This window comes from Bradyrhizobium sp. AUGA SZCCT0105 (assembly GCF_018129565.1).
GTDB lineage: Bacteria > Pseudomonadota > Alphaproteobacteria > Rhizobiales > Xanthobacteraceae > Bradyrhizobium.
On the sequence record NZ_JAFCMK010000002.1, the window covers coordinates 1228874 to 1250460 of the forward strand.

General features: G+C 65.1%; 22 protein-coding genes. 9 read left to right on the top strand and 13 right to left on the bottom strand.

Translation table 11 applies throughout. The features are described from left to right. Positions 1-4: 4 nt before the first annotated feature. Positions 5-1336: an HlyD family secretion protein gene (locus JQ573_RS14890; RefSeq protein WP_212310563.1), complete on the bottom strand. Its 1332-nt coding sequence runs from the start codon at positions 1334-1336 to the stop codon at positions 5-7. A gap of 190 nt (positions 1337-1526) precedes the next feature. Between JQ573_RS14890 and JQ573_RS14895 the strand changes: the two genes are divergently transcribed. Together JQ573_RS14895 and JQ573_RS14900 are read left to right on the top strand one after the other, a co-directional pair. Next, positions 1527-2174 carry a TetR/AcrR family transcriptional regulator gene (locus JQ573_RS14895; protein WP_212310564.1) on the top strand — a complete coding sequence of 216 codons (648 nt, stop codon included), beginning with the start codon at positions 1527-1529 and terminating at the stop codon, positions 2172-2174. Between the two features lie 138 nt (positions 2175-2312). Further along, complete coding sequence (locus tag JQ573_RS14900) at positions 2313-3383, top strand: helix-turn-helix transcriptional regulator (RefSeq protein WP_212310565.1); 1071 nt, start codon at positions 2313-2315, stop codon at positions 3381-3383. A gap of 89 nt (positions 3384-3472) precedes the next feature. Here JQ573_RS14900 and JQ573_RS14905 read toward each other — a convergent pair whose 3' ends face one another. Continuing rightward, a complete protein-coding gene (locus JQ573_RS14905) occupies positions 3473-3829 on the bottom strand; it encodes a PKD domain-containing protein (RefSeq protein ID WP_212310566.1) in 357 nt (118 codons plus the stop codon). Between the two features lie 85 nt (positions 3830-3914). After that, positions 3915-6851 carry an Ig-like domain-containing protein gene (locus tag JQ573_RS14910; RefSeq protein ID WP_212310567.1) on the bottom strand — a complete coding sequence of 979 codons (2937 nt, stop codon included), beginning with the start codon at positions 6849-6851 and terminating at the stop codon, positions 3915-3917. A gap of 369 nt (positions 6852-7220) precedes the next feature. On the opposite strand from JQ573_RS14910, the gene JQ573_RS14915 reads away from it, so the two are divergent. Together JQ573_RS14915 and JQ573_RS14920 are read left to right on the top strand one after the other, a co-directional pair. Continuing rightward, a complete protein-coding gene (locus JQ573_RS14915) occupies positions 7221-8063 on the top strand; it encodes a GNAT family N-acetyltransferase (RefSeq protein ID WP_212310568.1) in 843 nt (280 codons plus the stop codon). Positions 8064-8227: 164 nt separating this feature from the next. Beyond that, entirely contained in the window at positions 8228-8521 is a 294-nt protein-coding gene (locus JQ573_RS14920) for a hypothetical protein (protein WP_212310569.1), read from the top strand. Positions 8522-8598: 77 nt separating this feature from the next. Here the strand turns inward: JQ573_RS14920 and JQ573_RS14925 are convergent, their stop codons facing one another. From JQ573_RS14925 to JQ573_RS14940, 4 genes are all read right to left on the bottom strand, one after another. Then, complete coding sequence (locus JQ573_RS14925) at positions 8599-11271, bottom strand: alpha/beta hydrolase fold domain-containing protein (protein ID WP_212310570.1); 2673 nt, start codon at positions 11269-11271, stop codon at positions 8599-8601. 321 nt (positions 11272-11592) lie between these two features. Further along, positions 11593-12297 carry an SDR family oxidoreductase gene (locus JQ573_RS14930; RefSeq protein ID WP_212310571.1) on the bottom strand — a complete coding sequence of 235 codons (705 nt, stop codon included), beginning with the start codon at positions 12295-12297 and terminating at the stop codon, positions 11593-11595. 79 nt (positions 12298-12376) lie between these two features. Further along, positions 12377-12697, bottom strand: coding sequence for a DoxX family protein (locus tag JQ573_RS14935; RefSeq protein ID WP_212310572.1), 321 nt, complete (start codon positions 12695-12697; stop codon positions 12377-12379). 1 nt (position 12698) lies between these two features. Beyond that, positions 12699-13079 carry a DUF4267 domain-containing protein gene (locus tag JQ573_RS14940; RefSeq protein WP_212310573.1) on the bottom strand — a complete coding sequence of 127 codons (381 nt, stop codon included), beginning with the start codon at positions 13077-13079 and terminating at the stop codon, positions 12699-12701. A gap of 122 nt (positions 13080-13201) precedes the next feature. Here JQ573_RS14940 and JQ573_RS14945 point away from each other — a divergent pair, with 122 nt between their 5' ends. Then, positions 13202-13792, top strand: a complete 591-nt coding sequence (locus JQ573_RS14945) for a TetR/AcrR family transcriptional regulator (protein ID WP_212310574.1) — start codon at positions 13202-13204, stop codon at positions 13790-13792. A gap of 86 nt (positions 13793-13878) precedes the next feature. Here the strand turns inward: JQ573_RS14945 and JQ573_RS14950 are convergent, their stop codons facing one another. The 6 genes from JQ573_RS14950 to JQ573_RS14975 form a co-directional block, all read right to left on the bottom strand. Beyond that, positions 13879-14073 carry a hypothetical protein gene (locus JQ573_RS14950; RefSeq protein ID WP_212310575.1) on the bottom strand — a complete coding sequence of 65 codons (195 nt, stop codon included), beginning with the start codon at positions 14071-14073 and terminating at the stop codon, positions 13879-13881. 140 nt (positions 14074-14213) lie between these two features. Next, positions 14214-14597 carry a response regulator gene (locus JQ573_RS14955; protein ID WP_212310576.1) on the bottom strand — a complete coding sequence of 128 codons (384 nt, stop codon included), beginning with the start codon at positions 14595-14597 and terminating at the stop codon, positions 14214-14216. Positions 14598-14708: 111 nt separating this feature from the next. Then, complete coding sequence (locus tag JQ573_RS14960; protein WP_212310577.1) at positions 14709-15926, bottom strand: extensin family protein; 1218 nt, start codon at positions 15924-15926, stop codon at positions 14709-14711. Between the two features lie 227 nt (positions 15927-16153). After that, on the bottom strand, positions 16154-16543 hold the full coding sequence (locus JQ573_RS14965) for a hypothetical protein (RefSeq protein WP_212310578.1): 390 nt from the start codon (positions 16541-16543) through the stop codon (positions 16154-16156). Positions 16544-16749: 206 nt separating this feature from the next. Continuing rightward, positions 16750-17091, bottom strand: coding sequence for a hypothetical protein (locus JQ573_RS14970; protein ID WP_212310579.1), 342 nt, complete (start codon positions 17089-17091; stop codon positions 16750-16752). A gap of 103 nt (positions 17092-17194) precedes the next feature. After that, positions 17195-18016 carry a DUF2147 domain-containing protein gene (locus JQ573_RS14975; RefSeq protein WP_212310580.1) on the bottom strand — a complete coding sequence of 274 codons (822 nt, stop codon included), beginning with the start codon at positions 18014-18016 and terminating at the stop codon, positions 17195-17197. Between the two features lie 182 nt (positions 18017-18198). On the opposite strand from JQ573_RS14975, the gene JQ573_RS14980 reads away from it, so the two are divergent. The 4 genes from JQ573_RS14980 to JQ573_RS14995 all read left to right on the top strand — a co-directional run bounded on the left by JQ573_RS14980 (position 18199) and on the right by JQ573_RS14995 (position 21553). Continuing rightward, positions 18199-18972 carry a DUF2147 domain-containing protein gene (locus JQ573_RS14980; protein ID WP_212310581.1) on the top strand — a complete coding sequence of 258 codons (774 nt, stop codon included), beginning with the start codon at positions 18199-18201 and terminating at the stop codon, positions 18970-18972. 236 nt (positions 18973-19208) lie between these two features. Continuing rightward, complete coding sequence (locus tag JQ573_RS14985; protein WP_249131702.1) at positions 19209-20312, top strand: helix-turn-helix domain-containing protein; 1104 nt, start codon at positions 19209-19211, stop codon at positions 20310-20312. A gap of 144 nt (positions 20313-20456) precedes the next feature. Next, a complete protein-coding gene (locus JQ573_RS14990) occupies positions 20457-21071 on the top strand; it encodes a septation protein IspZ (RefSeq protein ID WP_212310583.1) in 615 nt (204 codons plus the stop codon). 155 nt (positions 21072-21226) lie between these two features. Next, the gene (locus tag JQ573_RS14995; protein ID WP_244549566.1) at positions 21227-21553 is read left to right on the top strand and encodes a hypothetical protein; all 327 of its coding nucleotides are present in this window, start codon (positions 21227-21229) and stop codon (positions 21551-21553) included. Positions 21554-21587: the final 34 nt, after the last annotated feature.

A 21587-nucleotide genomic window follows, 5' to 3' on the forward strand; every position in this document is an offset into this window, starting at 1 on the left:
AGCATCACTGCGGATGGATCATCATCGGCGCGTCGAGGTCGGTATCGGCATCGGCATCGGCCGCGCCCTCTCGCGTGTCGACGGTGGTGTAGACCGACATCCCGGCGCGCAGCATGCCCTGCTTGGCGACGCTGTTCGGCACCCGGATGCGGACCGGCAGGCGCTGCACGATCTTGGTGAAGTTGCCGGTGGCGTTGTCGGGCGGCAGCAGCGTGAACACCGAGCCCGCGGCCGGCGAGATGCTGTCGACGATGCCGGTGAACTTGCGGAAGCCGTAGGCGTCGACCTTGATCGTTACCCGCTGCCCGGTGCGGATGCGCTTGAGCTGGGTCTCTTTGTAGTTGGCGTCGATGAAGACGCCGTCGAGCGGCACCACATTGCCAAGCCGCTGGCCGACATTGATGTAATCGCCGGTGTTGACGAGACGGTTGGAGAAGGTGCCGTCCACCGGCGCGCGCACCTGGGTGAAATCGAGATCGCGCTCGGCCTTGGCGAGCTGGGTCTGCAACTCGGCGAGCTGGGCGCGGGCCTCGGCCTGCTGCGCCTTGGTGACATCGACGTTGCTCTTTGCGGCGGCGTAGGCAGCCTGCGCCGACCGCACGGCGGCCGCGCCCTGATCACGGCCGGCTTCAGAGACTTCGAAGGTGGCGCGCGAGGCAAAGCCCTTGGTGCTCAGCGCCTGCTGGCGATCGAAATCGAGATCGGCGCGCTTCAGGCCGGCTTCGGCGGAGACGAGCTGCGCCTGCGCCTGCTCGACCGAGCTTTCGGCCGCCGCGACCTGGCGACCGATGCGCTCGATCGTCGCCTGCTGGGTCGCGATCCGCGTGCGCGCGGCGTCGACCGCGATGCGATAGTCACCGTCATCGATCCGGAAGATCACATCGCCTGCACGCACCAGCGCGTTGTCGCCGGGCAGGATCGCCGCGATATGGCCCGCGACGCGCGCGCCGAGCATGGTGTTGTTGGCGCGGACATAGGCGTCGTCGGTCGAGATGTAGAAGCGCCCAACCATCAGGTAATAGGCGGCATAGCTCGCGCCGGCGAGCGCGAGCAGCCCGAGCACGCCCATCATCACGAATCTGCGCTTGCCGGATTTCGGCGCCGCGGCAGCGGGCGACGCCGCCGGCTGTTCGGGCGCAGAAGCGGGCGGCGCCTCGGCGGGACGCTTGTCACCGGGACCCTTTTCGCCGGGACTCTTGGCTTCGTCGGCCCTTTTGGCTTCGTCAGTTCTGGCCTGCTCGCCGAGATCGGCGGATGCGTCGCGCGCCACCGCGTCCGCGGCCATCTCGGGCCCGGAACGAACAATGCGTGCAGCCTGATCCCGTGCTGCGGCCATAACCGAGGCTCCCCACCAAAATTCTTGACGCGCGCAATGGCGGAAGAACGGCCGTGCGGCGCATCGTCACTCCCACCAATACCATTGACCGAACGGTTCGGTCAATCTACATTCCCGCCCAGCGGATTATAAGGCTTCGATTCTTCCCGGACTGATTCTGGGTTGGGTTCTTTGGTGAGAAGCTAAATCAATGGTTGCAGCGCCCCCAAACCCCCTCCACCTCGTCGTCGGCGATGAGGAGTCCTCGAAGCGCCGCCAGATCCTGGACGGCGCCCGCAAGGTATTCCTGGAGCTCGGCTTCGACGGCGCCAGCATGGGCGAGATCGCCCGCGCCGCGGGGGTCTCCAAGGGCACCCTATACGTGTATTTCCCCGACAAGGCCGGGCTGTTCGCGGCGATCGTCGAGGAGGAGAAGCGCGAGCAGGGCAAGGTCGCCTTCAACTTCGATCCGGCACGCGACGTCGACACCACCCTCCCCGAATTCGGCCGTGCCTATGTCGCGGTGCTGTGCCGGCCCGGTGGCGGCTCCGCGATCCGCACCGTGATGGCGATCGCCGAGCGGATGCCCGAGCTCGGCAGCCGGTTCTACACCCATGTGATCGCCCACACCGTCGACCGCTTCGCCGCCTATCTTGAGGCGCGCGCCGCGCTCGGCGAGCTCGTGATCGACGACTATCAGCTCGCGGCCTGGCAATTCATGCAGATGTGCCAGGCAACGCTGTTCCAGGCGTTCATCTTCCAGGCCAATCCGTCACCCTCGCCGGAGCGGATCGCAACCGTCGTCGACAGCGCGACGCGCGTGTTCTTCGCGGCATACCGGCCGAAGCAGGCGAATTGATCCCCCGCCGTCGCAGGACAGGCGAGTGACGATCCAATACGACTATTTCCTTTGGCAGGACCGCAACTTGGCGCTTGTCGCGCGACGCCACCTCGCGCGACAATTCCCTGGATGAACCGGCATATCGACCCAGATCAAATGTCCAGCGTGATGGCACGGCTGGGGGACGCCGTGGTCGACCCGGCGGCGTGGACCGGCATCATGACGTCGATCTGCGAGGCGGTGGGCGCAACCGGCGCCGTGCTGCTGCAAAGCGACGTGCGGACCCCGGACGTGCCGCGCACCGCGTCGACCGAAGAGATGGTGCAGCACTACTTCGCACACAACTGGCATGAGCAGGATTCGCGCGCTCCAGGCGTTCCGCGAGCAATGGCCGGCGAAGTGATCACCGATCAGGACTTGCTGACGCCCGAGCAGATCCGGTCGGATCCGATGTACAATGAGGTGCTGTATCCGTTCGGCTTCAAATGGTTCGCCGGCATCGGCTTCTGGGCCGACAGCGCGCCGTGGGTGCTGACGTTGCAACGCACCGGGGAGGAAGGACATTTCGAGACACGCGAGACGCGGCTTCTGGCTCAGCTGGGGCCGCGCCTGACGGAGACAGCGACGCTGTCGACTGCGGTCGGCCGCATCGCGCTCGCCTCCATGACCGGCATTCTCGACCGGGTGCGGCAGCCGGCCGTCGCACTCGATCGCACAGGCCTCGTGATCGATCGCAACGAAGCCGCCGATGCCGGCTTCGATGCGGACATCAGGATCAGGGATCGCCGGCTGATCGTGCGCGACAAAGCAGCACAGGCGCGGCTTGATCAAGTCATCGATCTGATCCGCGCCGCACCCGAGCGCGCGGCGCTGCCGATCGAGCCGATCCTGATCCGCCGTACGCACAAGGGACCGGTGGTGTTGCGCGCGTTGCCGATCGACGGTGCGGCACGCAACGTCTTCCTCGGCGCGCGGGCGATGCTGGTCTTCGTCAATTTGACGCCACGCGCGATGCCCGAGCCCGGCATGATCGCGCAGGCATTCGGCCTCACGCCGGCAGAAGCGCGGCTGGTGGCGCTGCTCGCGGGCGGCCTCTCGATCGCCGACGCTGCCGAACGGCTCGGGATCGTTCGCGACACCGCACGCAACCAGTTGAAGTCGGCCTTCGCCAAAACCGGCACGCACCGCCAGCCCGAACTGGTCAGCCTCGTCCTTCGGATCGCTTGAGCATGGCGCCGCACCGGCGCGGCGCTTACCCTTCGAGACGCGCTGCGCGCGCCGTAGCGTCACGGGAGAGAGAGAGAGAGAGATTCGACTCAATCCACAATGATGGTTACCCGCCCGATTTCGCCCAGCACGGCCGGGCGTTGACCGCCGTACGCGCCGCTCTTGAGCACGGCCGTATACGATCCAGCCGCGCGATAGACGTGCGTCCGCCGAAAGCCGCGGATCGGTGAGATCGTGTCATCGGTCCGGCCGTCGCCGAAATCGAGCACGACCACCCCCTCCGGCATCCCCGGCCCCATGCCGGTGAAGGTCACCTCAAGCGGCGCGGCGCCCGAGATCGGCGAAGCGGCAAGTGCACTTGTCGCGTTCATCTGCGTCGTCGCGGTCATGTCGATCACACCAAGGGTGATTGCGGAGATGGCAAATATCGGCAAACGCCACGTCATTTCGAATGTCCCGATCACCCACCCGCCGCAAGCAGATTGCGGCGGGTGGTTTTATGAATCAAGCCGCAGGACGCCCTCCTCCGGCTCAGACCAGATGGAAATCGCCTGCGTGCGCTTGCAGCTCCGCCGCCTTGATCCCGGCAAAGGTGATCGTATCGCCGAACGCGTCCGTTATGACAGCGCCGGCGGCGGTATCGGCCGTGTGATTGGATAGCATGTCGTTCACGCTGGCGAAGATCGACTTGTCGAGTTGCACGGCGTCATTGTGCGCAACGAAATCGGTGATCACGTTGGTGCCGAAATGCGGGCGGAACAGGAACGTGTCCGGCCCGTTGTTGCCGGTCAACGTGTCACCATCGCCGCCGATCAGCACGTCCGGGCCATTGCCGCCGATCAGGATGTCGTGCCCCGCCGAGCCGTCGAGCACGTCCTGGCCGTTGCCGCCGTTCAGTGTGGTATGGCTTCCGGCCTGGTAGTTGACGCCGGGATTGAACACGACGATGCTCAGCGTCGACGACGCCGTTGCGCCATGCGGATCGGCAATCGTGTAGGCGAAGGTGTCCTGCGCGACGATCTGCGACGGCAAGCCCCCCTTGTTGGCGACGTAGACATAGCTGCCGTCGGCATTCAGCGTCAGCGAGCCGTAGGTGCCGGCGATGATGTGCCCGACATTGCCGGCCGCCCCGTCGACGGCGCTGACCACCGAGTGACCCTGATCGTGGATGTCAGGATCGGTGTCGTTGGACAGCACACTGTGCGACGCGTCAACCGACAGCGTCGACTTCTTGGCCGTGCCGTTGCTGTCCGCGACCGCGATCGGCGCGTCATTGGCGCCGTTGATGGTGAGGACGACATCCTGGGTGACGGCCCCGCCATGCGCATCGTCGATGATGACGGGCACCGTGACGGTGAGGCTCTCGCCGACCGACAGGAAATCGAGATCCTTGTCGACGATGCTGTAGCTCCAGTCGATCTTGCCTGCGTTGGTGTTGCCGGCCTCGGGCATGATCGTAAAGGCTGCCTCGAGCGAGGCGATCTGCGTCGGCGTGAGTTCCGACGTGTAGTCGTGCGTCGAGTCCTGCCAGGTCACCGTCTCGCCGGCGGTATTGATCGTCGCAGTCGGCCGGTCGTTGAGGTCGGGATCGGTGAAGGCGATCGTGCCGGCGGTCGCATCCGGCGTCGAACTTCCTGTGACGCCGGGCAATTCGCTGATCGTCCCCGTCAAGTTGGACAGTGCCGGCACTACCGACACGGGATCATTGGTGCCGGTGAAGACGACCGTGATCTGTTGGGTCGAAGCGTCACTGACGCTCGAGCCGGTGTGGTGGTCCGCCACCGTGACGTCGTAGACCACAGTCAGCGTCTCACCAGCCGCCAGGAAGTCCAGATTCTTGTCCGCCAGGTCGAACTGCCAGTTGAGCGTCCCGCTGGTACCGTCGACGCCAATCGTGTCGGTCAGCGCCGTTGCGAGCGCCGCCTGCGTGGCGAGCGGAATCGTGACGCCGCCGGACCAGGTCGCGGTATCAAACGACTCACTCGCGGTGTGCGTGTCGCCGGCATTCGCATCGGTGAACGTCAGCGTGCCGAGAAGTTCCTGCAGCGAGGCGGAATTGGTGGTGTTGGCCAATTCGGTCAGCGGATGCGGCGATCCCGGATCGGGCGACAGCACCGGCGGACGGTTCAGCACTTCGGTCTCGTTGAACGTGCCGTCGGCGAACTGGAAGTTCTGAATGTTGGTGACGGTGTCGGTCCCGTCAGGTGACCCGCCGCGCTGGTCGGCGATCTGGATTGCGCCGCTGCCAAGCAGTGTCGCGATATATTGCAGCCGGGTGCCGCTGTAGACGACCGTGTTGGTGCCGCCTCCGCCATCGATCGTGTCGTTGCCGCCATTGCCGCGAAGCACGTTGTCGGCGGCATTGCCGACGATCGTGTCGTTGCCCGACCCGCCATTGGCGTCCTCGATCAGCGACGCGGTCTCGGTCGGGTGGCTCGGATCGATCAACGCGTTGGCGATGTTGCCGCGCGCGAAATACTCGGCGCCACCCGCGCCGTTATTGCCGAGATCGGCGCGCTGCGCGTGCGCCGCGCTGGTGTCCAGAATGGTCCAGGCGCCGGGATTGAGATCGATCGAGAGGCTGGTCGTGTAGTTGGAGAAGTCGTAGGTATCGGTGCCACCGCCATCCCACAGCGTCATCAGCACGAAATTGCTTTGCGGCGCGCCCTGCCCGACGCCATCGATGAACTCCTCGCCGGTGGTCGGGCTCCAGGTGTAGGTGGTGTTGCCGTTGTGCGCCGTGGCACCATAGTTCGCGCCGTACATGTACTGCAGCGCGGCGATGTCGTCCTGCATGTAGGTGGTCGGATGATCGGGCGCGTTGTCGCCATTGGTGGCGTTGTCGCCAGGAAACTGGCTGTAGGTCATCACCGAGTATTCGTAGGAATTGTGATCGGCCGGCAGCGCGGGGAACGTCACGCCGTGCCCGTCCTGCGTGACGTGGCCGTGCTTCAATCCGAGATTATGGCCGGTCTCGTGCATGATTCCGGCGGCATCCTGGAAGCTGCCGAGCACCGGATTGGTGTAGCCGCCGGTGACGAACCATGCGTCGCCTTGCGCGCCCATCGCGGAGAACGGCGCGCTGCCGTTGTAGCCCAGTTCAGGCGGATTGGCCTCCGCAGTGCCGGGCGCGTTGCCGGGGACGTGCAGTCCGGTGTGCAAGGCGACACTGCTGTCGTCGGTGTAGTCGATCTTATCAGCATTGGCGTAGCGCAGCGTCGCGCCGGCGCTCGTCGTCTCGGTGAAGGTGAGATTGGTGAAGCTTGCGATGTTGGTGAGCGCGGTACGTACTGCCGTCTGCTGTGCCGCCGTGAACGCGCTGAAATTGTCGATCTCCTGGTAGCCGTATTCAGCGGTGCCAGTGGGGAACGAAAACGTCAGATTCTGCGCGCCGCCCGAACCCCACTCCCATCCCCAGAGAATGCCATCGATATCTGGATTACCGGACAAATTAACAACTTGAGTCATGGGAAAACTCCGTTTTGGGTGAAATGAAAAACGTCCCCAATTCCGTTCAGTTGTCTTGCTGACGCGAGATGCAATCCTTTCTGCTGAGGGTGATTCCGATTTCGAAATTTGCGACGCAAAGGTCGCCGGATCTGGAATTCACCTGCACCGCGCCCGACGTCCGCGGCGGGCGCGATTGTTAGGCTTGTGGCAACTACAAGTCAAACGTGTTTCTGATTGTAATAAAACCATAAATTGTTAGACGAATTCGTCGAAAATTTTGTGCGTGCTCAAGCACTGTCTGTGGGCAGTCACATTCTGTGAGGGTAGTGTGATCGTCGCAGACAAGGAGGCACGGTCCGTGACTCCAATCACACGGGATCATCGTCGATGAACGACCTCATCATCCGACATATGCGGCCGGACGAGATCGCGCTCGCGGTGGATTGGGCCGCGGCGGAAGGATGGAATCCCGGTCTCGCCGATGCGCCCTGCTTTGCTGCCGAAGACCCGCTGGGGTTCTTCATCGGCGAGCTCGACGGCCGGCCTGCCGCGGTGATCTCCTGCGTCAATTACGGCGCAGATTTCTCCTTCCTCGGCTTCTACATCGTGCGCCCGGATCTGCGCGGCCGCGGCTACGGTCTGAAGATCTGGAATGCGGCCATCGCGCATGCGCATCCGCGCGTGATCGGGCTCGATGGCGTGGTGGCGCAGCAGGCGAACTACCAAAAGTCCGGCTTCGCGCTCGCTTACGCCAATGTGCGCTACGGCGGCACGGTCACCGCACCACCAGCGCCGAACGCCGGCATCGTCGCGCTGACCGAGGTGCCTATGGCGCTGGTCGAGGCCGACGACGCCACGGTGTTTCCCGCGCCGCGTCCGGCCTTCCTGCGCGCCTGGATCAATGCGCCGGGCCATGTCGGACGCGCGCTGATGCGCGACGGCAGGCTGGCCGGCTGGGGGGTGATCCGTCCGTGCCGTACCGGCCGCAAGATCGGTCCGCTCGTCGCCGACGACCGCGCCGGCGCCGAGACCATTCTTTCGGCGTTGCTCGCGAGTGCAGGCAGCGGCGACATCTTCCTCGATGTTCCCGCGGTCAACCGCGACGCCGTGGCGCTGGCGCAAGGCCTCGGGCTGTCGCCGGTGTTCGAGACCGCGCGGATGTACACTGGCGCGATCTCGCCATTGCGGATCGATCGCGTGTTCGGCGTCACGACGTTCGAGCTCGGTTAGAGAAACCTCTGCGTTCAAATGCCGCACGATCGCGGACCCGATTCCTGTGAAGCGGCTCATAACGCGTTTATTCAATAATGAAATACACCTCTGGTTGAGCGAGAGAGCCAGTTCAGTGCACTTCCGCACGCGCTGCGCTCGTCCGCGACAGAAGGAGGTGTCGCATGGCGTTCCTGTTCTTCAACTTCCGCAGCATGGGCCTCAGCGAGGCGCTCGCCAATGTCGGCGAGCTCAAGGGCGTCGTCGCCAACACGCTGAAGCAGAACGGCTTCACCGATGTCGTCAATACCCAGTCAGAGGTTGCCGGCAACAAGAACGGCGTTCGCGTGTCCATCCTGCATCTGCACAATGTCGATCGGCAGTTCTGGCAGGTGTTCATGGCCGGCGGCGATACCGCGGCCACCAAGCAGACGCTCGACGACGTCGTGCACAAGGTGGAGCATCTCGCCTTCCTCTAGAGCTTCCGGTTCTGATTGAACCGGAGCTCCGAAGTCGTGCGAAATCCCCGCGGGCAAGCCGCGGGGGTTTGCGCCCCCTAGTTCGCCGCCGCGTTGACCCGCGGGGTGGCGACGTTGTCCTGCTCCAGCTCCTCGGGCAGTCCGGCGAAACGCCTTAGCGCCTTCGCCATTTTCACGCGGCCGGCGACGCCGGTGATGATGACGTCGACCATCACGAACGACGAGTGGAAGTGGCCCTGCGCCTTGAGCTGCTCGACCTTGACGCCGGCTTTCGCGAGCGCGTCGCCATAGGCATTCCCCTCGTCGCGCAGCGGATCGAACTCCGCAGTCGCGATGAACGCCGGCGGCAGGCCTTCGAGCTTGCCGCGCAACGGCGCGACGCGCGGATCGGTGCGGTCGGCCGGCGAGCAGTACAGGTCCCAGAACCAGAACATCAGCCCGCGGGTCAGGAAGTAGCCGGCCGCGTTGTCGACATAGGACTGCCGGTCGAACGAGGAGTCGGTGACCGGGCAGATCAAGAGCTGGCCTGCGATCTCGGGCCCGCCGCGATCGCGCGCGAGCTGGCAGGTCACGGCCGCGATGTTGCCGCCGGCGCTCCAGCCTGCGACCAGCACCGGCCCTGCCCTGCCGCCGAGCTCGGCGGTGTGGGCTGCGATCCAGCGCGTCGCCGCATAGCCGTCCTCGGCCGCAGCCGGGAAGCGATGCTCGGGCGCGTGGCGATAGCCGACGCTGACGATGATCATGCCGGTGCGCCGGCACAGATCGCGGCAGAACGGATCATCCGACAGCTCGTCGCCGAGCACCCAGCCGCCGCCGTGGAAATACACCACGATCGGGTGCGGCCCCGGCGTCGCCGGACGATACAGCTTGTACGGCAGCGGACCATCGGCGCCCTGCAGCACGCCGGTGCCGACCTCGCCGACCGGACGGCCGGCAGGACGGCCCTTGTTGAACTCGTTGAGGAAGTCGCGTGCGCCCTGCGCGCCCATCGTCTCGATCGGCGGCAGGTTCATCTCACCGAGCATATTGAGCACCAGCCGCACATCCGGCTGCAAACGCACCACCTCGCCGTCATTGCACTGCTCGGCAACACCGGGACCCGAGAGCTTGAAGCCGAGCATGCCGCGCCCGACCACCTCGTTGCAGATGCTGCGATACGGACCGACGCCGCCGGTATAGGGCATCACGCCCTGCGGCTTGCCGGGCACGTTGGCGCCCGTGTACCAGGTGTTGGCGAGCCGGTGCAGCGTCAGGGTCGCACAATCGGCCATATGGCGTTCCCAGCCGGCCTGCGCGGTCTCGGTGGCTTCCATCGTCGTGAAGCCGGCGTCGCGCAACGCGGCGATGCGGTCGACCACCCAGTCGACATGCTGCTCGATCGACACCGCCATGTTCGACAGCACCGACGGGCTGCCGGGACCGGTGATCATGAACAGATTGGGGAAGCCAGCGACGGTGACGCCGAGATAGGTCTGCGGTCCGTGCGCCCAGACATCCGACAGCGACTTGCCGCCGCGGCCGGAGATCGGATGCACCGCCATGATCGCGCCGGTCATCGCGTCGAAACCGGTGGCGAACACGATGACGTCGACATCGAAGCTGCGCTTGTCGGTCGAGATGCCGCCGGCGGTGATCGCCTTGATCGGCTCCTGCCGCAGATTGACCAGCGTCACGTTCGGACGGTTGTAGGTCGCGTAGTAATTGGTATCGAGGCAGGGACGCTTGGCGCCGAACGGATGATCGTGCGGGGTGAGCGCCGCGGCCGTCTCCGGATCCTTGACCACGGCACCGATCTTCTCGCGGATCAGATCGCCGACCAGCCGGTTGCCGTCGACATCGACCGCCTGGTCGGCCCAGAGCTGGGTCAGGATGTGGACGAGGTCGCCCGCCGCCCACGCCTTCTCGAACCGCTCGCGGCGTTCGGCGTCGCTCAATTGCCAGCTCACCACGGTCTGCTGCGGATACGGCACCCCGGCCATCGACCAGCGCGCCTGGTCGCGATAGGCCGCACGGTCGGTCTCGAAGAAGGTCTTGCGATCTTCCGGCGCCGGACCGTTGCCGGCCGGCAGTGCGAAATTCGGCGTGCGCTGGAATACGGTGAGTTGCGCGGCCTGTTCGGCAATCAACGGGATCGACTGAATGCCCGACGATCCGGTGCCGATCACGGCAACGCGCTTGCCCTTCAGGTCGACGCCCTGGTGCGGCCAGCGGCCGGTGAAATAGATCTCGCCTTTAAAATCCTTGACGCCGTCGATCTCCGGCGGCTTCGGCGACGACAGGCAGCCGGTCGCCATGATGTAGTAGCGGCACGAGACGTTGGCGCCGTTGTTGGTCGCAATCTGCCAGCGCGAAGTCGCGTCGTCCCAGGTCGCCTGCGTGACCTTGGTGCCGAACCTGATGTCGCGGCGCAGATCGTACCGGTCGGCGACGAAGCCGAGATAGCGCAGGATTTCCGGCTGGGTCGCGTATTTCTCCGACCAGGTCCACGCCTGATCGAGTTCGGGATCGAACGTGTAGCTGTAATCGATGGTCTGGATGTCGCAGCGCGCGCCGGGATACCGGTTCCAGTACCAGGTGCCGCCGACATCGCCGCCCTCTTCGAGCGCAACCGCCGAGAAGCCCGCCTTACGCAACCGATGCAACAGATAGAGACCGGCGAAACCGGCGCCGACGACTGCGACGTCAACCTGCTGCGTGGTTCCGCTGTGCGTGGAGTCCGAAGCGCGTGCTGCAACTGCTGCGTCTGGCATGCCATTCCTCCCGTATGTTTTGATTTGACGGAAGGCTAGCCCTGCGCTTTCAGTTTGTCATCACGACAAACGCAATCTGAGGTCGCCGCAATTGTGGCGTGCGCGGCCTGGGGTGCGGCGCGCAGCGCGTAGACGCAAGTGCTGAGCTGGCACGTTGCGGCAAGGCCGTGTCAAAGTCGAGCGCTCGAATCTAGACCCGTCACCCTGAGGTGGCCGCTTCTTCAGCGGCCCTCGAAGGGTCGACGGCCCGACTGTGGCCGTGCATCCTTCGAGACGCGCGCAAGAGCGCGCTCCTCAGGATGACGGATTCGCAGTCCTGCCTTACACGGACCGCATCAAGCCGCCATCGACGCGGATGTTCTGGCCGGTGATGTAGCCCGCGCCGTCGGAGACGAGGAACGCGATCGTCGCGGCGATCTCCTCCGCCTTGCCGTAGCGCTTCATCGGCACGCTGTCGCGGCGCGCGTCGGTTGCCGGCAGGCTGTCGATCCAGCCGGGCAGCACATTGTTCATGCGGACGTTGTCGGTCGCGTAGCTGTCGGTGAACAGTTTTGTGAACGCGGCGAGCCCGGCGCGGAACACCGCAGAGGTCGGAAACATCGCGCTCGGCTCGAAAGCCCAGGCGGTGGAAATGTTGACGATCGCGCCCGACTTCTGCGCCTGCATGTGAGGTGCGACGAGACGTGTCGGGCGGATCACGTTCATCAGATAGACGTCGAGACCGGCGTGCCACTGCTCGTCGGTCAATTCCAGCACGCCTGCACGCGGGCCGTGGCCGGCGCTGTTGACCAGCGCATCGATGCGGCCCCAGCGCGCCATTACGCCGTCGACGGCGCGCTTCAGGTCGTCGTTCGACCGGTTCGAGCCGGTGAAGCCGATGCCGCCGAGCTCGCCGGCCAGCGCCTCGCCCTTGCCCGACGACGACAGGATCGCAACGCGAAATCCATCTGCGGCAAGCCGCCGCGCCGCCGCCGCTCCCATGCCGCTGCCGCCTGCGGTGACGAATACGACCTTTTCCGAAGCCATGGCCTGATATCCCTGTTGATGACGAAGCTGACGCAAGGTCTATCATCAGGGATCGCGCCGGGCGACACCCGGGCGGCGGTCAGGACGAGGTCGCGGCAAGAGCGATCAAGGTGACAAAGACGCCAAGTGGCACCAGGTGCGAAAAATCACGGTGGCGCAGAACGGTGGAAACCGCGGCCGCAATGATGGCCGCCCCAAGCACCAGGCCGACAACCCGACTGACGGGAATTGCGATCAGAACAGCGCTTATCATCTCTAGTCCACCGGTCAAAATGCCCCACCAGCGCGGGTAGCCCCACCGAGCGAAATCGCCTTGGGTCGCTGATGTGCTGATCGCATTGAAGAGGCCTGCGCCAAAGAAGCCGGCAGCGAGCAGCCAGATTGAAAGAGCATGCATCATCTCAGGGCACTCCAATGATCAGCGGCACAGCCGCAAGGACCATGATCACCGCCGTGAGACCGTGAATGCCGAAGGCGCTTTTGGTGGAGCCTTTCGCTGCGAGAATCAGCAGCATGTCCCCGATGGGGATGATGGCTTCAACCAGCAGGATGATGCCGACCTCGCGCGGCGCGCCGAACACCATGAACGCCAATACGGCCAGTCCCGCCACAATGTCGCGCACCCCCTTGAGGCGAAGCCACCAAGCGATGTTGGTGCCATTTTCAGGAAGCGGCAGGCCGAAACTGCGTGTCGCGGTTGTCGGGCTCGCGACATAGAGGGTGCCGATCGCGATAATTCCCAGGGCCAGGAGCAATCCCGTTCCGAGCGCAAGCCAATGCATCACACGTCCTCATCTAGCTTAAGAACAATATCTAGCGATGCTAGATAAATAGCATTGCTAGAATGTCAAGCATCGGTATGATATTGATATATTTGGGCCTTCCAGGTGCGGGAGATCGAGGATTGGGTACCGCTGAACGGAAAGGCAGGGACCGGGCTGCGCGCGAGCATCGCATTGTCGCGGCAGCGCGGGTGATCGCAGAGCGCGAAGGATGGGATGGCGTTACAATCCGCCGCCTCGCCGACGAGATCGAATATAGCCAGCCCGTGCTCTACTCACATTTCAAGAACAGGGATGCGATTGTTGCGGCAGTTGCAGTCGAGGGCTTCAAGGAACTCACGGTCGCACTTCGCGAAGCAGCGAGCGGATCGACAGGACGAAACGCCCTCAAGAATGTCGCCCTGGCCTATCTCGCTTTTGCGCTGGATCGTCCCGCGCTTTACGACGCCATGTTTGTCCTGCCAACGGATTTGCGGTTCGCCGAAGCTGGCACCAGACCTGAACTGCGGGCCGGTTTCGAAGCACTCGCGGCGGTCGTCGCGCCGTTTTGCGTCGAGGTAGCTGATGTGACCGAGACTTTTTGGGCAGCCCTTCATGGGCTCGCTGCACTCGAACGTTCGGGCCGAGTTAGGCCCGGCGCGCGCAACCAACGCATCGCACTCGTGGTCCGGGCGATCGTCGTTTCCGGAAACAGCTCGCGTGCTCGCGGCTGAGACGCTCAGTTGAATGACTGCTTCGGCGGATCGAGACTGGCCGCCCGCTTGTGAGTCTGCGCGCTGGTCTGCTGCGCGGTGTCGCACTACTTCCGGAACACCTGCTTCGAACAGGCGTCGAACCTGGCCACCGGCCGGTCCATCTGCCACAGCTCGACATCATGGCGGTCGACAAGACGGCTGGCCGATGTGACGGCCTGATCGTCATCGCTGCAATCCAAGTTGACCACGCCGATGGATCGGCTGTGCGGTCCGACGATATAGGCGCGATAGGTCGTCATCTTCGTTCTCCGGTTGCTGCGGCGAAGATGAGCGCGAGGACATATGAATTCGAGAAGGTCTGCTTCGAGATCTTATAAGGACGGAATAAGCGCCTGCCCCGAACAGCCCACCATGCGCGGCAGGCCGCTCAAGACCGCCGTCAGGCCGGCGCGCCGTTCTTGAGCAGCTTCGTCAGGGCCGCGACCAGTTCGTCGGGCGAGAACGGCTTGTTGAGGAGCACGCTGTCCGGCACGCCCCGGGTCGGCCACTCGTCGCCGCCGCCGCCGGTGATGTAGAGCACAGGGAATGACGGATCGATCTCGCGGGCGCCGCGCGCCACCCGCCAGCCGTCGAGCCGGCCAAGCAGGCGGATGTCGGTGACCAGCGCACTGTATTTGGTTCGGAACGCCTTCAGCAGCGTCAGGGCTTCCTCACCCGAGCCTGCGATCGCCGGCTCATAGCCGCCGTCTCTCAGGGCGTCCTCTACCATCATCTGAAGATCACGATCGTCTTCGATGACGAGAATGATCGGCACGTCTTGCAAAGCTATCCCCCAGAAATCAGCCGGGTGCGCCCGGCTCAGCGAGCATATGCAGCAAATAGTGGCTACCGTTTGCACGGCACCCCCAGTAATAATACGGGTATCAGACGCGTCCTATTCGTCGGCGAATTCGTCTTCTTCGTTGACCCCCGCCTTACCCCGCGGAGCCGGCCTTCTGCCGCCAAGCGATCCTGTGACATAAGGTTCGCGCGCTGCATAGGGGCTACGGCCGCCGGCGCGCGCCGCGACCTCTTCGCCGGAGACGGCAGCGGGCTGGCAGATCAGGCGCCGGCTGGCCCGGCGCATCAGATCCACATGGATGTGGTCGTAGTGATAGACGTTGGAACCCGGCGCCAGCACCGTGGTGAATTGCTGGCAGGCGGCGGCCTGGACATCGCGCAGAAAGCCCTGCTCCTCCGGTAGGCCCTTCCAGCCATCCTTCACCGAGATGCGCCGGCCATCAGAGAGCGTGAAGGCCGCGATATCGAGCGCATTGCCGAAGGCGTGCTCGGAAATATGCGCGTGCGAATTGCCGTTCATGCCGCGGCAGGAATAGGCCGAGATCTGCTTGATCTCGACGACGCGCGCGCCGAACCAGCGCTGCGCCGCCGGCTGCACGGAATCGGCGAGCCAGCGCTCCAGCACCGAGACGATCGGGCACGCCAGCGTTGCGGCAGGCTTCACTGCGACCGGGCCGACCGTCATCACCGGATTGCCGTTCGACGGACCGAGCCGTGGCGGCAGTGGCGCGCCTGGCGGTTGCTGCGAATACGGCGCAGGTGAATAGGGCGCGGTCGCGCCCTCGCGCTGCGGATTACTGCGCAGGCCAGGATAATAAGGTCGCTCGCCGCTGGCATCGGGCGAGCCGTCCGGCGGCAGGTCGATCTCGCCCTGCTGCGGCGGGACGCCGGGCGCCGACAGCGACACCGGTCCGCTCTGCTGGCCGCCATAGTTCGGCTGACCGACGGCTTGTTCGGAATACGGCGCCTGTGCGGGCGCCGGGCCCGGTTGACGATTGATCGGCCAACGCGGCTGGTTGCCGACGGACGCCGGTGGACGCAGGCTGTCGTCGGCAAATCCGTAAGCCGAACTGGTTTCGCCGAGCGCGGCGACCTTGAGCGGAAACTCGGCGCCGCAGACGCCTGGGCCGGAGATCGGATCGATGCGGACGAGGTCCGGGCCTTCCTTGACTGCGCCGGATTTCAGGCATGCGGCCTCGGCCTCGGCCCGCCACGGTTCGCGCTCGGCAGTCTGGAACAGACCGCGGCCGCAACCAGCAAGCGACACAAGGACAAGGGAGCCGACGAGATACAAACGAACTCCACGCGTCATGGCGCGGAGGTTCTGCGAATTTGATTAAAGACTCTTCAACGCATTTCGACTGCTTGATTTCAGGTGCCTTTAACCATGCGGCGGAACCCGGCAGGGCAATTCGCGCGACCGCATCGATCTCGTTGTGTCATCAACTGTGGCGAATGCTCCGCATACGTCGCAGCGGAGCGACGCCACCGCATTGTTGTGGTCGAGAAGGCATGGAGGTTGGACATCCTACGGCATCGTCATTCACCTTTCGATTGTGTTTCAAAGCACAACAACCTTTCTGAGGCCCGACAGACGGTATCCGGGACCGGCAGCCTGACCGCAACCCGCAACGCCGCGGAATTTATTTGCGTGCGCTTCAACGTCTTGATTCGCCGCCTGTTTGAGCCACGCATCGCAATGCGGCATCGCATGGGAACATCGAGCTTGGCAGCAAGGCTGACTTTTTCGGCCAGGAACCTCTTGCTAGCTTTCGCGTTAATGCGGGCAGCGTTGTGAGCCAAGGGAGCTTCCCAATGGATTTCGCGAGTCCTCTGCTGAGCAAGCTGAGCATTGTGGCCGCGTACATCGCGTTCGCCTTCGTCGGCGCCATCATTCTCGGCGTGTTCTAAAGCATTCGACCAGGCCATGAGTTCAGCGCCCGGGCGGCCGCCCCCGCCGGGCGCTTTGTTTTTCTCTCAGCCCGTCATCCCCGCGCAAAGGCTTCGCCTTTGCCGCCGGAGGTGCGAGCGGAGCGAGCCTCGAAGGATGCACGGCCACCAGCGGGGCCGTCGACCCTTCGAGACGCGCTTCGCGCTCCTCAGGGTGACGGACCAGGAAGCGCCTCGCCATCATCTCAAAAATTCGAACAGCTCGATCCGGTGATGCTGCCGATCGTAAAATCGTGGCAGACGAGGCCGGGATTGTCGGGATCTGGATAGCCGTCGTCGTGCCGGCGCAGCGTGCGAATGGTGTGGCTGAAGCGCCAGCCGCGGGCGCGCATGCAGCTCTTGTATTGCCGCGACGTCGGCGTGCCGTTCTGCGGCGCGCCAAACTGCGCATCGCACACCGCGGCGTCGGCATGCAGCGCGTCGTCGCCGCGCTTCTGTTTTGACATGTTGGTGTAGATGTCGTTGTCGGCACGGGCGGCGGCGACGCTGCCGACGAGCAGCAGCGCGACCAGGCTCAGGCGTTTCATGTTTGCCTCCATCGCTTGCGAAGACAGTGTTGACCTCTATCGGTCGCGCGCGAGACCGCAAACGGTTCGACGGCGTCCGGTTACAAATTGGACAGCTGCGCGTTCAGGAGCGCGGCTCACTCCGGAGCTGCCCCTGCGTGATCACGCGGTGCCGTGCGCGCGAGACGCGGACCCAATCGGCACCGGTGCAGTAGACGCGGCCGAGCGCGCAGGACAAGACCCGCAGTCTATCGGCCCCCTTCAACTCGAGCGTGCCGTAACGGATGGTGCCGCTGTCATGGCTGGTGACACCGCCATCCCAGCGCGCCTCCTGCTTAGGCTTCATGTTGATCAGCACCGCTTCACCGAGATCGCGCGTGGTCTTGTCGAGCGCATAGCCGCACAGCGCCGTGCCGCAGAGACGGATGCGCACCAGATCGTTGGCTTCGGTCTGCCAGTCGCCGATCGGACCGTCGTCGGGTTCGTCGGCCTCGCGCGAGACGCGCAGCACCGGCGGCGCCGGCACCGCGGCCGGCGGTGGGGGCGGTGCGGCGACAACCGGTGTTGACTGGGGCGTCATCACGCGCGGCGGCGACGGTGCCGACGGTGGCGGAGCGGCAGCGGGCGCGGCTGGGGCGGGCTTGTACACGATGATCGGTGGCGGCGCAGGAGGCGCTGCCGGCACGGGCGCGGGCAGCGCGCTTGCGGCCGGCGCAGCAGGGATCGCTGCCGTCGTCGCCGGCGCGGACACCGGCTTGAGCGTGCGGCCGTTGTCACCGCCGTCGTCGCGCCTGGGGCCGCCAGAGACCGAGACGCAGGACAGCGAGCGGCAGCGCGTCGAATCGAGATGGACGCGATGGCCGCCAATCGAGAACGTGATGCCCTCAGCGGCATGGACGAAGGGCGTGAACAGCATCAGTGCGACGAGCAGGCAGAAGCGCTTCATCGAAGCCTCCAGAACATCCGATGACGCTTAAGGCCGCCGTGCTCGCGGCGCAGTGATCTCCGTCACCGTGGCGAGCAATTCGGCTCGACCCAGCAACGTGACGCACATCACAGAGCCCGGAGCCGGCCACGCGTAGCGTCCGGACCAATCGCCGCCCCCGCTCAACGCCACGGAGACTTAAGATGAAGAAGCTCGTTGCGATCGCCGCGCTGCTGATGGCCACCACATCGGCGAATGCCGGCGGCACCGGCATCACCTTCCAGATCGACGGCCAGCGCATCCATGTCGAGGCGCCGCGCAATTGCAGCGCGCTGTCCTGCATCCGCATCTCGGCGCCGGGCTATAGCGGCACGATCGGCGGCATCAGCAAGAACCTCGGCTCGAAGTCCGACGACGATGACGATGTCGCCTCGACGAGCTCGCCGTCACCCGCGCCGCCGGCCGCGCCCGCACCTGCACCTTCACTTGCGCCGGTTCAGGCCGCCGCGCCGCAGCCGGCCGCGCCGGCCGCTGCCGCGGTCCCGCCGCCTCCGCCGCCCCCTGCGCCACCGGCGACGGTTGCGACCACGGCCCCCGCGCCGGTTGACGCCGCGCCCGTTGCGCCGGCCCCGGTCGCCGCACAGCCCGCGCCGCAGCCGCAAGCCGCTCCGGTTGCCGTCGCACCTGCACCGGCGACCGGACCGATCGGCGTCTGGGCCACCGAGGAGAACAAGGGCAATGTCCGCGTCGAAGCCTGCGGCACCAATCTGTGCGGCTATTCGGTGAAGAGCAACGAACGCATCCTGATCAACATGAGGCCCGACGGCAGCAAATGGAGCGGCCGCATCCACGATCCCGACTCCGGCCGGAATTACGACTCGACGATCGCGATGAAGGGCCCGAATGCGATGCGCGTGCAGGGCTGCGCCTTCGGCGGCATGTTCTGCGGCGGTCAGACCTGGAAGCGGGTCGGCTAGCACGCCAATCTTCGGTATCTGAATCATTTTCCGTCATGCCCGGCCTTGTGCCGGGCATCCACGTCTTTGCGCCAATCATGCAAGAAAGACGTGGATGGCCGGGACGAGCCCGGCCATGACGAAAGGTGAATCACATTTCGCACCCGCCCGGCGGTCGCTTCATGTCGATCGCCGGACGCGCTATAAGTGCCGCCGTGTCGAGGTTGAATCGAACCTGCCGGCGGCTTGCGATGGCGATGACGGCTCTTGAATTCGGTCTCCGGGGCGCGGTGGTCGCGCTGTTCCTGGTGGTTTGCGCGGTGCTGCTGCTGCGCTACGCGGCGGTGCATCGCGCTGCGCATCTCGGTGCCGCGATGGGCGTGGCCGGCGCGGCCTACGCGATCACCACTGCGCCGTTCTTTCCCGCATCGTCATTCGGCTGGAGCTCTCCGTTCATCGCCTTCGCGATGGGCTCGCCGGTGATCTTCTGGCTGTGGGCGCGCGCGATGTTCGACGAGCGGTTTGCCCTGCGGCCCTGGCACGCGGCGGTGTGGACGCTGCTCGCCGGCCTTGGTGTTGTGAGCCATAATTGCTGGACGATCTGGCCCGATCTCGCCGGGCCGTGCGGCCGCGCCCTGGCGCTGGCGACGATCGCTTTCGCCGTGCTCGGGATCGCGCAAATTCCGAAGGGATGGCGCACCGCCGTGACCACGGCACGCGGCCGGATCCTGATCGCGCTGCTGATCGGCATCGGCCTTCAGATGATGTTCGCCGCGGCGGCCGGGCTCGCCGCGATTCCGACCCGCTCGATCAGCCTCAGCGCCGCGCTCGCGCTTGGCGCATTCGCGCTGATCGCGATCTGGATGATGCTGTTCGATCCGCCCGAGAGCCAGCCGGCGGTTGCCGGCGCCCGCGGCGGAAATGGCCAGGCCGCACCGGTCGCGCGATCGCTCACCAATGCCGGTCCGCCGCCTTCCAGCCAGGCCGCGCTCAATCACCTCAAGCACCTGATGGCGACCGAGCGGACCTATCGGCAGGAGGGGCTGACCATCGGCGTGCTGGCAGTCAAGCTCGGCATGCCGGAATACCGGCTGCGGATGCTGATCAATGACGGACTTGGCCACCGCAACTTCAACGCCTTCCTCAACCGCTACCGGCTCGACGAAGCCAAGGCGGCGCTCGCCGATGTCGGCCAGGCCGAGGTGCCGGTGCTGACGATTGCGCTCGATGCCGGGTTCCAGTCGCTGGCGCCGTTCAACCGCGCCTTCAAGGCGGACACTGGGCTGACGCCGACCGAGTTTCGGCGCCGGGCGACGGCCGCGCAAACCACGAACACTGCGGAAATCGCTCGATCGGAGTGAGAATTCACTCCTCGATTTCAGAAATCGATAGGCTTGCGGCCCGACAATCTGCCTAGCTGTGCCGACACGGGCGCGGATCGCGCCAAGGCGTGACATGACAACTTGACCTGGCAACGTGATCTGGCAAGCGGAGTTCGACGGCCGATGAAGCACTTTTTTACCGCGGCAAAGCTGCTGGCCCTCGACCTGGCATCGACCCTAGTCTTTCTGGTTCTGTTCCTGCTGACGCACAACACCGCGCTCTCGGTCGGTATCGGCATCGCGTTCGGCGTCACGCAGATCGGCATCCAGATCGTGCGCCGGAGGCGGATCGACACCATGGAATGGCTGAGCCTGTTCCTGGTGGTCACCGCCGGCACTGCGACATTGCTTACGAATGACCCGCGCTTCGTGCTGTTCAAGCCGAGCGTGATCTACGCAATCGTCGGCGTCGTGATGCTGAAGCGAGGCTGGCTCAACCGCTATCTGCCCGAGATCGCGCAGACCGTCGTGCCCGATGTCGCCGTGATGGTCGGCTACGCCTGGGCAGCCCTGATGTTTACCTCCGCCGCCGTGAATGCCTTCATCGCGCTGACCTGCGAGATCACGACATGGGCTGTGGTGATGCCGATCTTCGGCATCGTGAGCAAGATCGCGGTGTTCCTCGGCGGCTTTGCCGCGATCCGCCTCATCGCCAGGCGCCGCATCCGCGCCATGCCCGAAGCCCAGCGCGAGGCCGTGCTCGCGCTCGAGGGGGCTCCGGCGGCGGCGACACCATAGGCGCTGACGTTACCCGTCGGCGTGTGGTTAACGAAACAAACCGGCGTGCGACGAAACCATTTTGCCATGCGCACGAAGAACTGCCGAAACCAAGCCTCCCTAGTGATGACCTCGACGACGCGCTGCAACGGCGCGCTCACCACAAGGGGGACATCATGGCTTTCACCGCTTCGACGCTTCGTCACGGCAAACTGCTGGCGGCAACCGCGTTCACGCTCGGCCTCTTGACCTCGGCGTCCTATGCCTACACCGACGAGCAGCAGCAGATGTGCACCGGCGACGCCATGCGGCTGTGCAGCTCGGAAATCCCCGATGTCGATCGCGTCACCGCCTGCATGGTCCGGCAGCGCGCGCTGCTCAGCGATGGCTGCAAGGCGGTGTTCCACTACGTGCCGCCGGCGACCGCCGCGCAGCCTGCAAGCTATGCTCCCGCGGCCAAGCCGGCGAAGCCACTCAACATCACTCCTCACAAGCGCGGCTAACCAAAGCCCCAACAACAACCAAGCGCCGCGCTTC

Bases quoted from the DNA above. Each gene is read 5' to 3' on its own strand.
- JQ573_RS14890 (WP_212310563.1), bottom strand. From the start codon at position 1,336: ATGGCCGCAGCACGGGATCAGGCTGCACGCATTGTTCGTTCCGGGCCC.
- JQ573_RS14895 (WP_212310564.1), top strand. From the start codon at position 1,527: ATGGTTGCAGCGCCCCCAAACCCCCTCCACCTCGTCGTCGGCGATGAG.
- JQ573_RS14900 (WP_212310565.1), top strand. From the start codon at position 2,313: ATGTCCAGCGTGATGGCACGGCTGGGGGACGCCGTGGTCGACCCGGCG.
- JQ573_RS14905 (WP_212310566.1), bottom strand. From the start codon at position 3,829: ATGACGTGGCGTTTGCCGATATTTGCCATCTCCGCAATCACCCTTGGT.
- JQ573_RS14910 (WP_212310567.1), bottom strand. From the start codon at position 6,851: ATGACTCAAGTTGTTAATTTGTCCGGTAATCCAGATATCGATGGCATT.
- JQ573_RS14915 (WP_212310568.1), top strand. From the start codon at position 7,221: ATGAACGACCTCATCATCCGACATATGCGGCCGGACGAGATCGCGCTC.
- JQ573_RS14920 (WP_212310569.1), top strand. From the start codon at position 8,228: ATGGCGTTCCTGTTCTTCAACTTCCGCAGCATGGGCCTCAGCGAGGCG.
- JQ573_RS14925 (WP_212310570.1), bottom strand. From the start codon at position 11,271: ATGCCAGACGCAGCAGTTGCAGCACGCGCTTCGGACTCCACGCACAGC.
- JQ573_RS14930 (WP_212310571.1), bottom strand. From the start codon at position 12,297: ATGGCTTCGGAAAAGGTCGTATTCGTCACCGCAGGCGGCAGCGGCATG.
- JQ573_RS14935 (WP_212310572.1), bottom strand. From the start codon at position 12,697: ATGATGCATGCTCTTTCAATCTGGCTGCTCGCTGCCGGCTTCTTTGGC.
- JQ573_RS14940 (WP_212310573.1), bottom strand. From the start codon at position 13,079: ATGCATTGGCTTGCGCTCGGAACGGGATTGCTCCTGGCCCTGGGAATT.
- JQ573_RS14950 (WP_212310575.1), bottom strand. From the start codon at position 14,073: ATGACGACCTATCGCGCCTATATCGTCGGACCGCACAGCCGATCCATC.
- JQ573_RS14960 (WP_212310577.1), bottom strand. From the start codon at position 15,926: ATGACGCGTGGAGTTCGTTTGTATCTCGTCGGCTCCCTTGTCCTTGTG.
- JQ573_RS14965 (WP_212310578.1), bottom strand. From the start codon at position 16,543: ATGGCCTGGTCGAATGCTTTAGAACACGCCGAGAATGATGGCGCCGAC.
- JQ573_RS14970 (WP_212310579.1), bottom strand. From the start codon at position 17,091: ATGAAACGCCTGAGCCTGGTCGCGCTGCTGCTCGTCGGCAGCGTCGCC.
- JQ573_RS14975 (WP_212310580.1), bottom strand. From the start codon at position 18,016: ATGAAGCGCTTCTGCCTGCTCGTCGCACTGATGCTGTTCACGCCCTTC.
- JQ573_RS14980 (WP_212310581.1), top strand. From the start codon at position 18,199: ATGAAGAAGCTCGTTGCGATCGCCGCGCTGCTGATGGCCACCACATCG.
- JQ573_RS14985 (WP_249131702.1), top strand. From the start codon at position 19,209: ATGACGGCTCTTGAATTCGGTCTCCGGGGCGCGGTGGTCGCGCTGTTC.
- JQ573_RS14990 (WP_212310583.1), top strand. From the start codon at position 20,457: ATGAAGCACTTTTTTACCGCGGCAAAGCTGCTGGCCCTCGACCTGGCA.
- JQ573_RS14995 (WP_244549566.1), top strand. From the start codon at position 21,227: ATGGCTTTCACCGCTTCGACGCTTCGTCACGGCAAACTGCTGGCGGCA.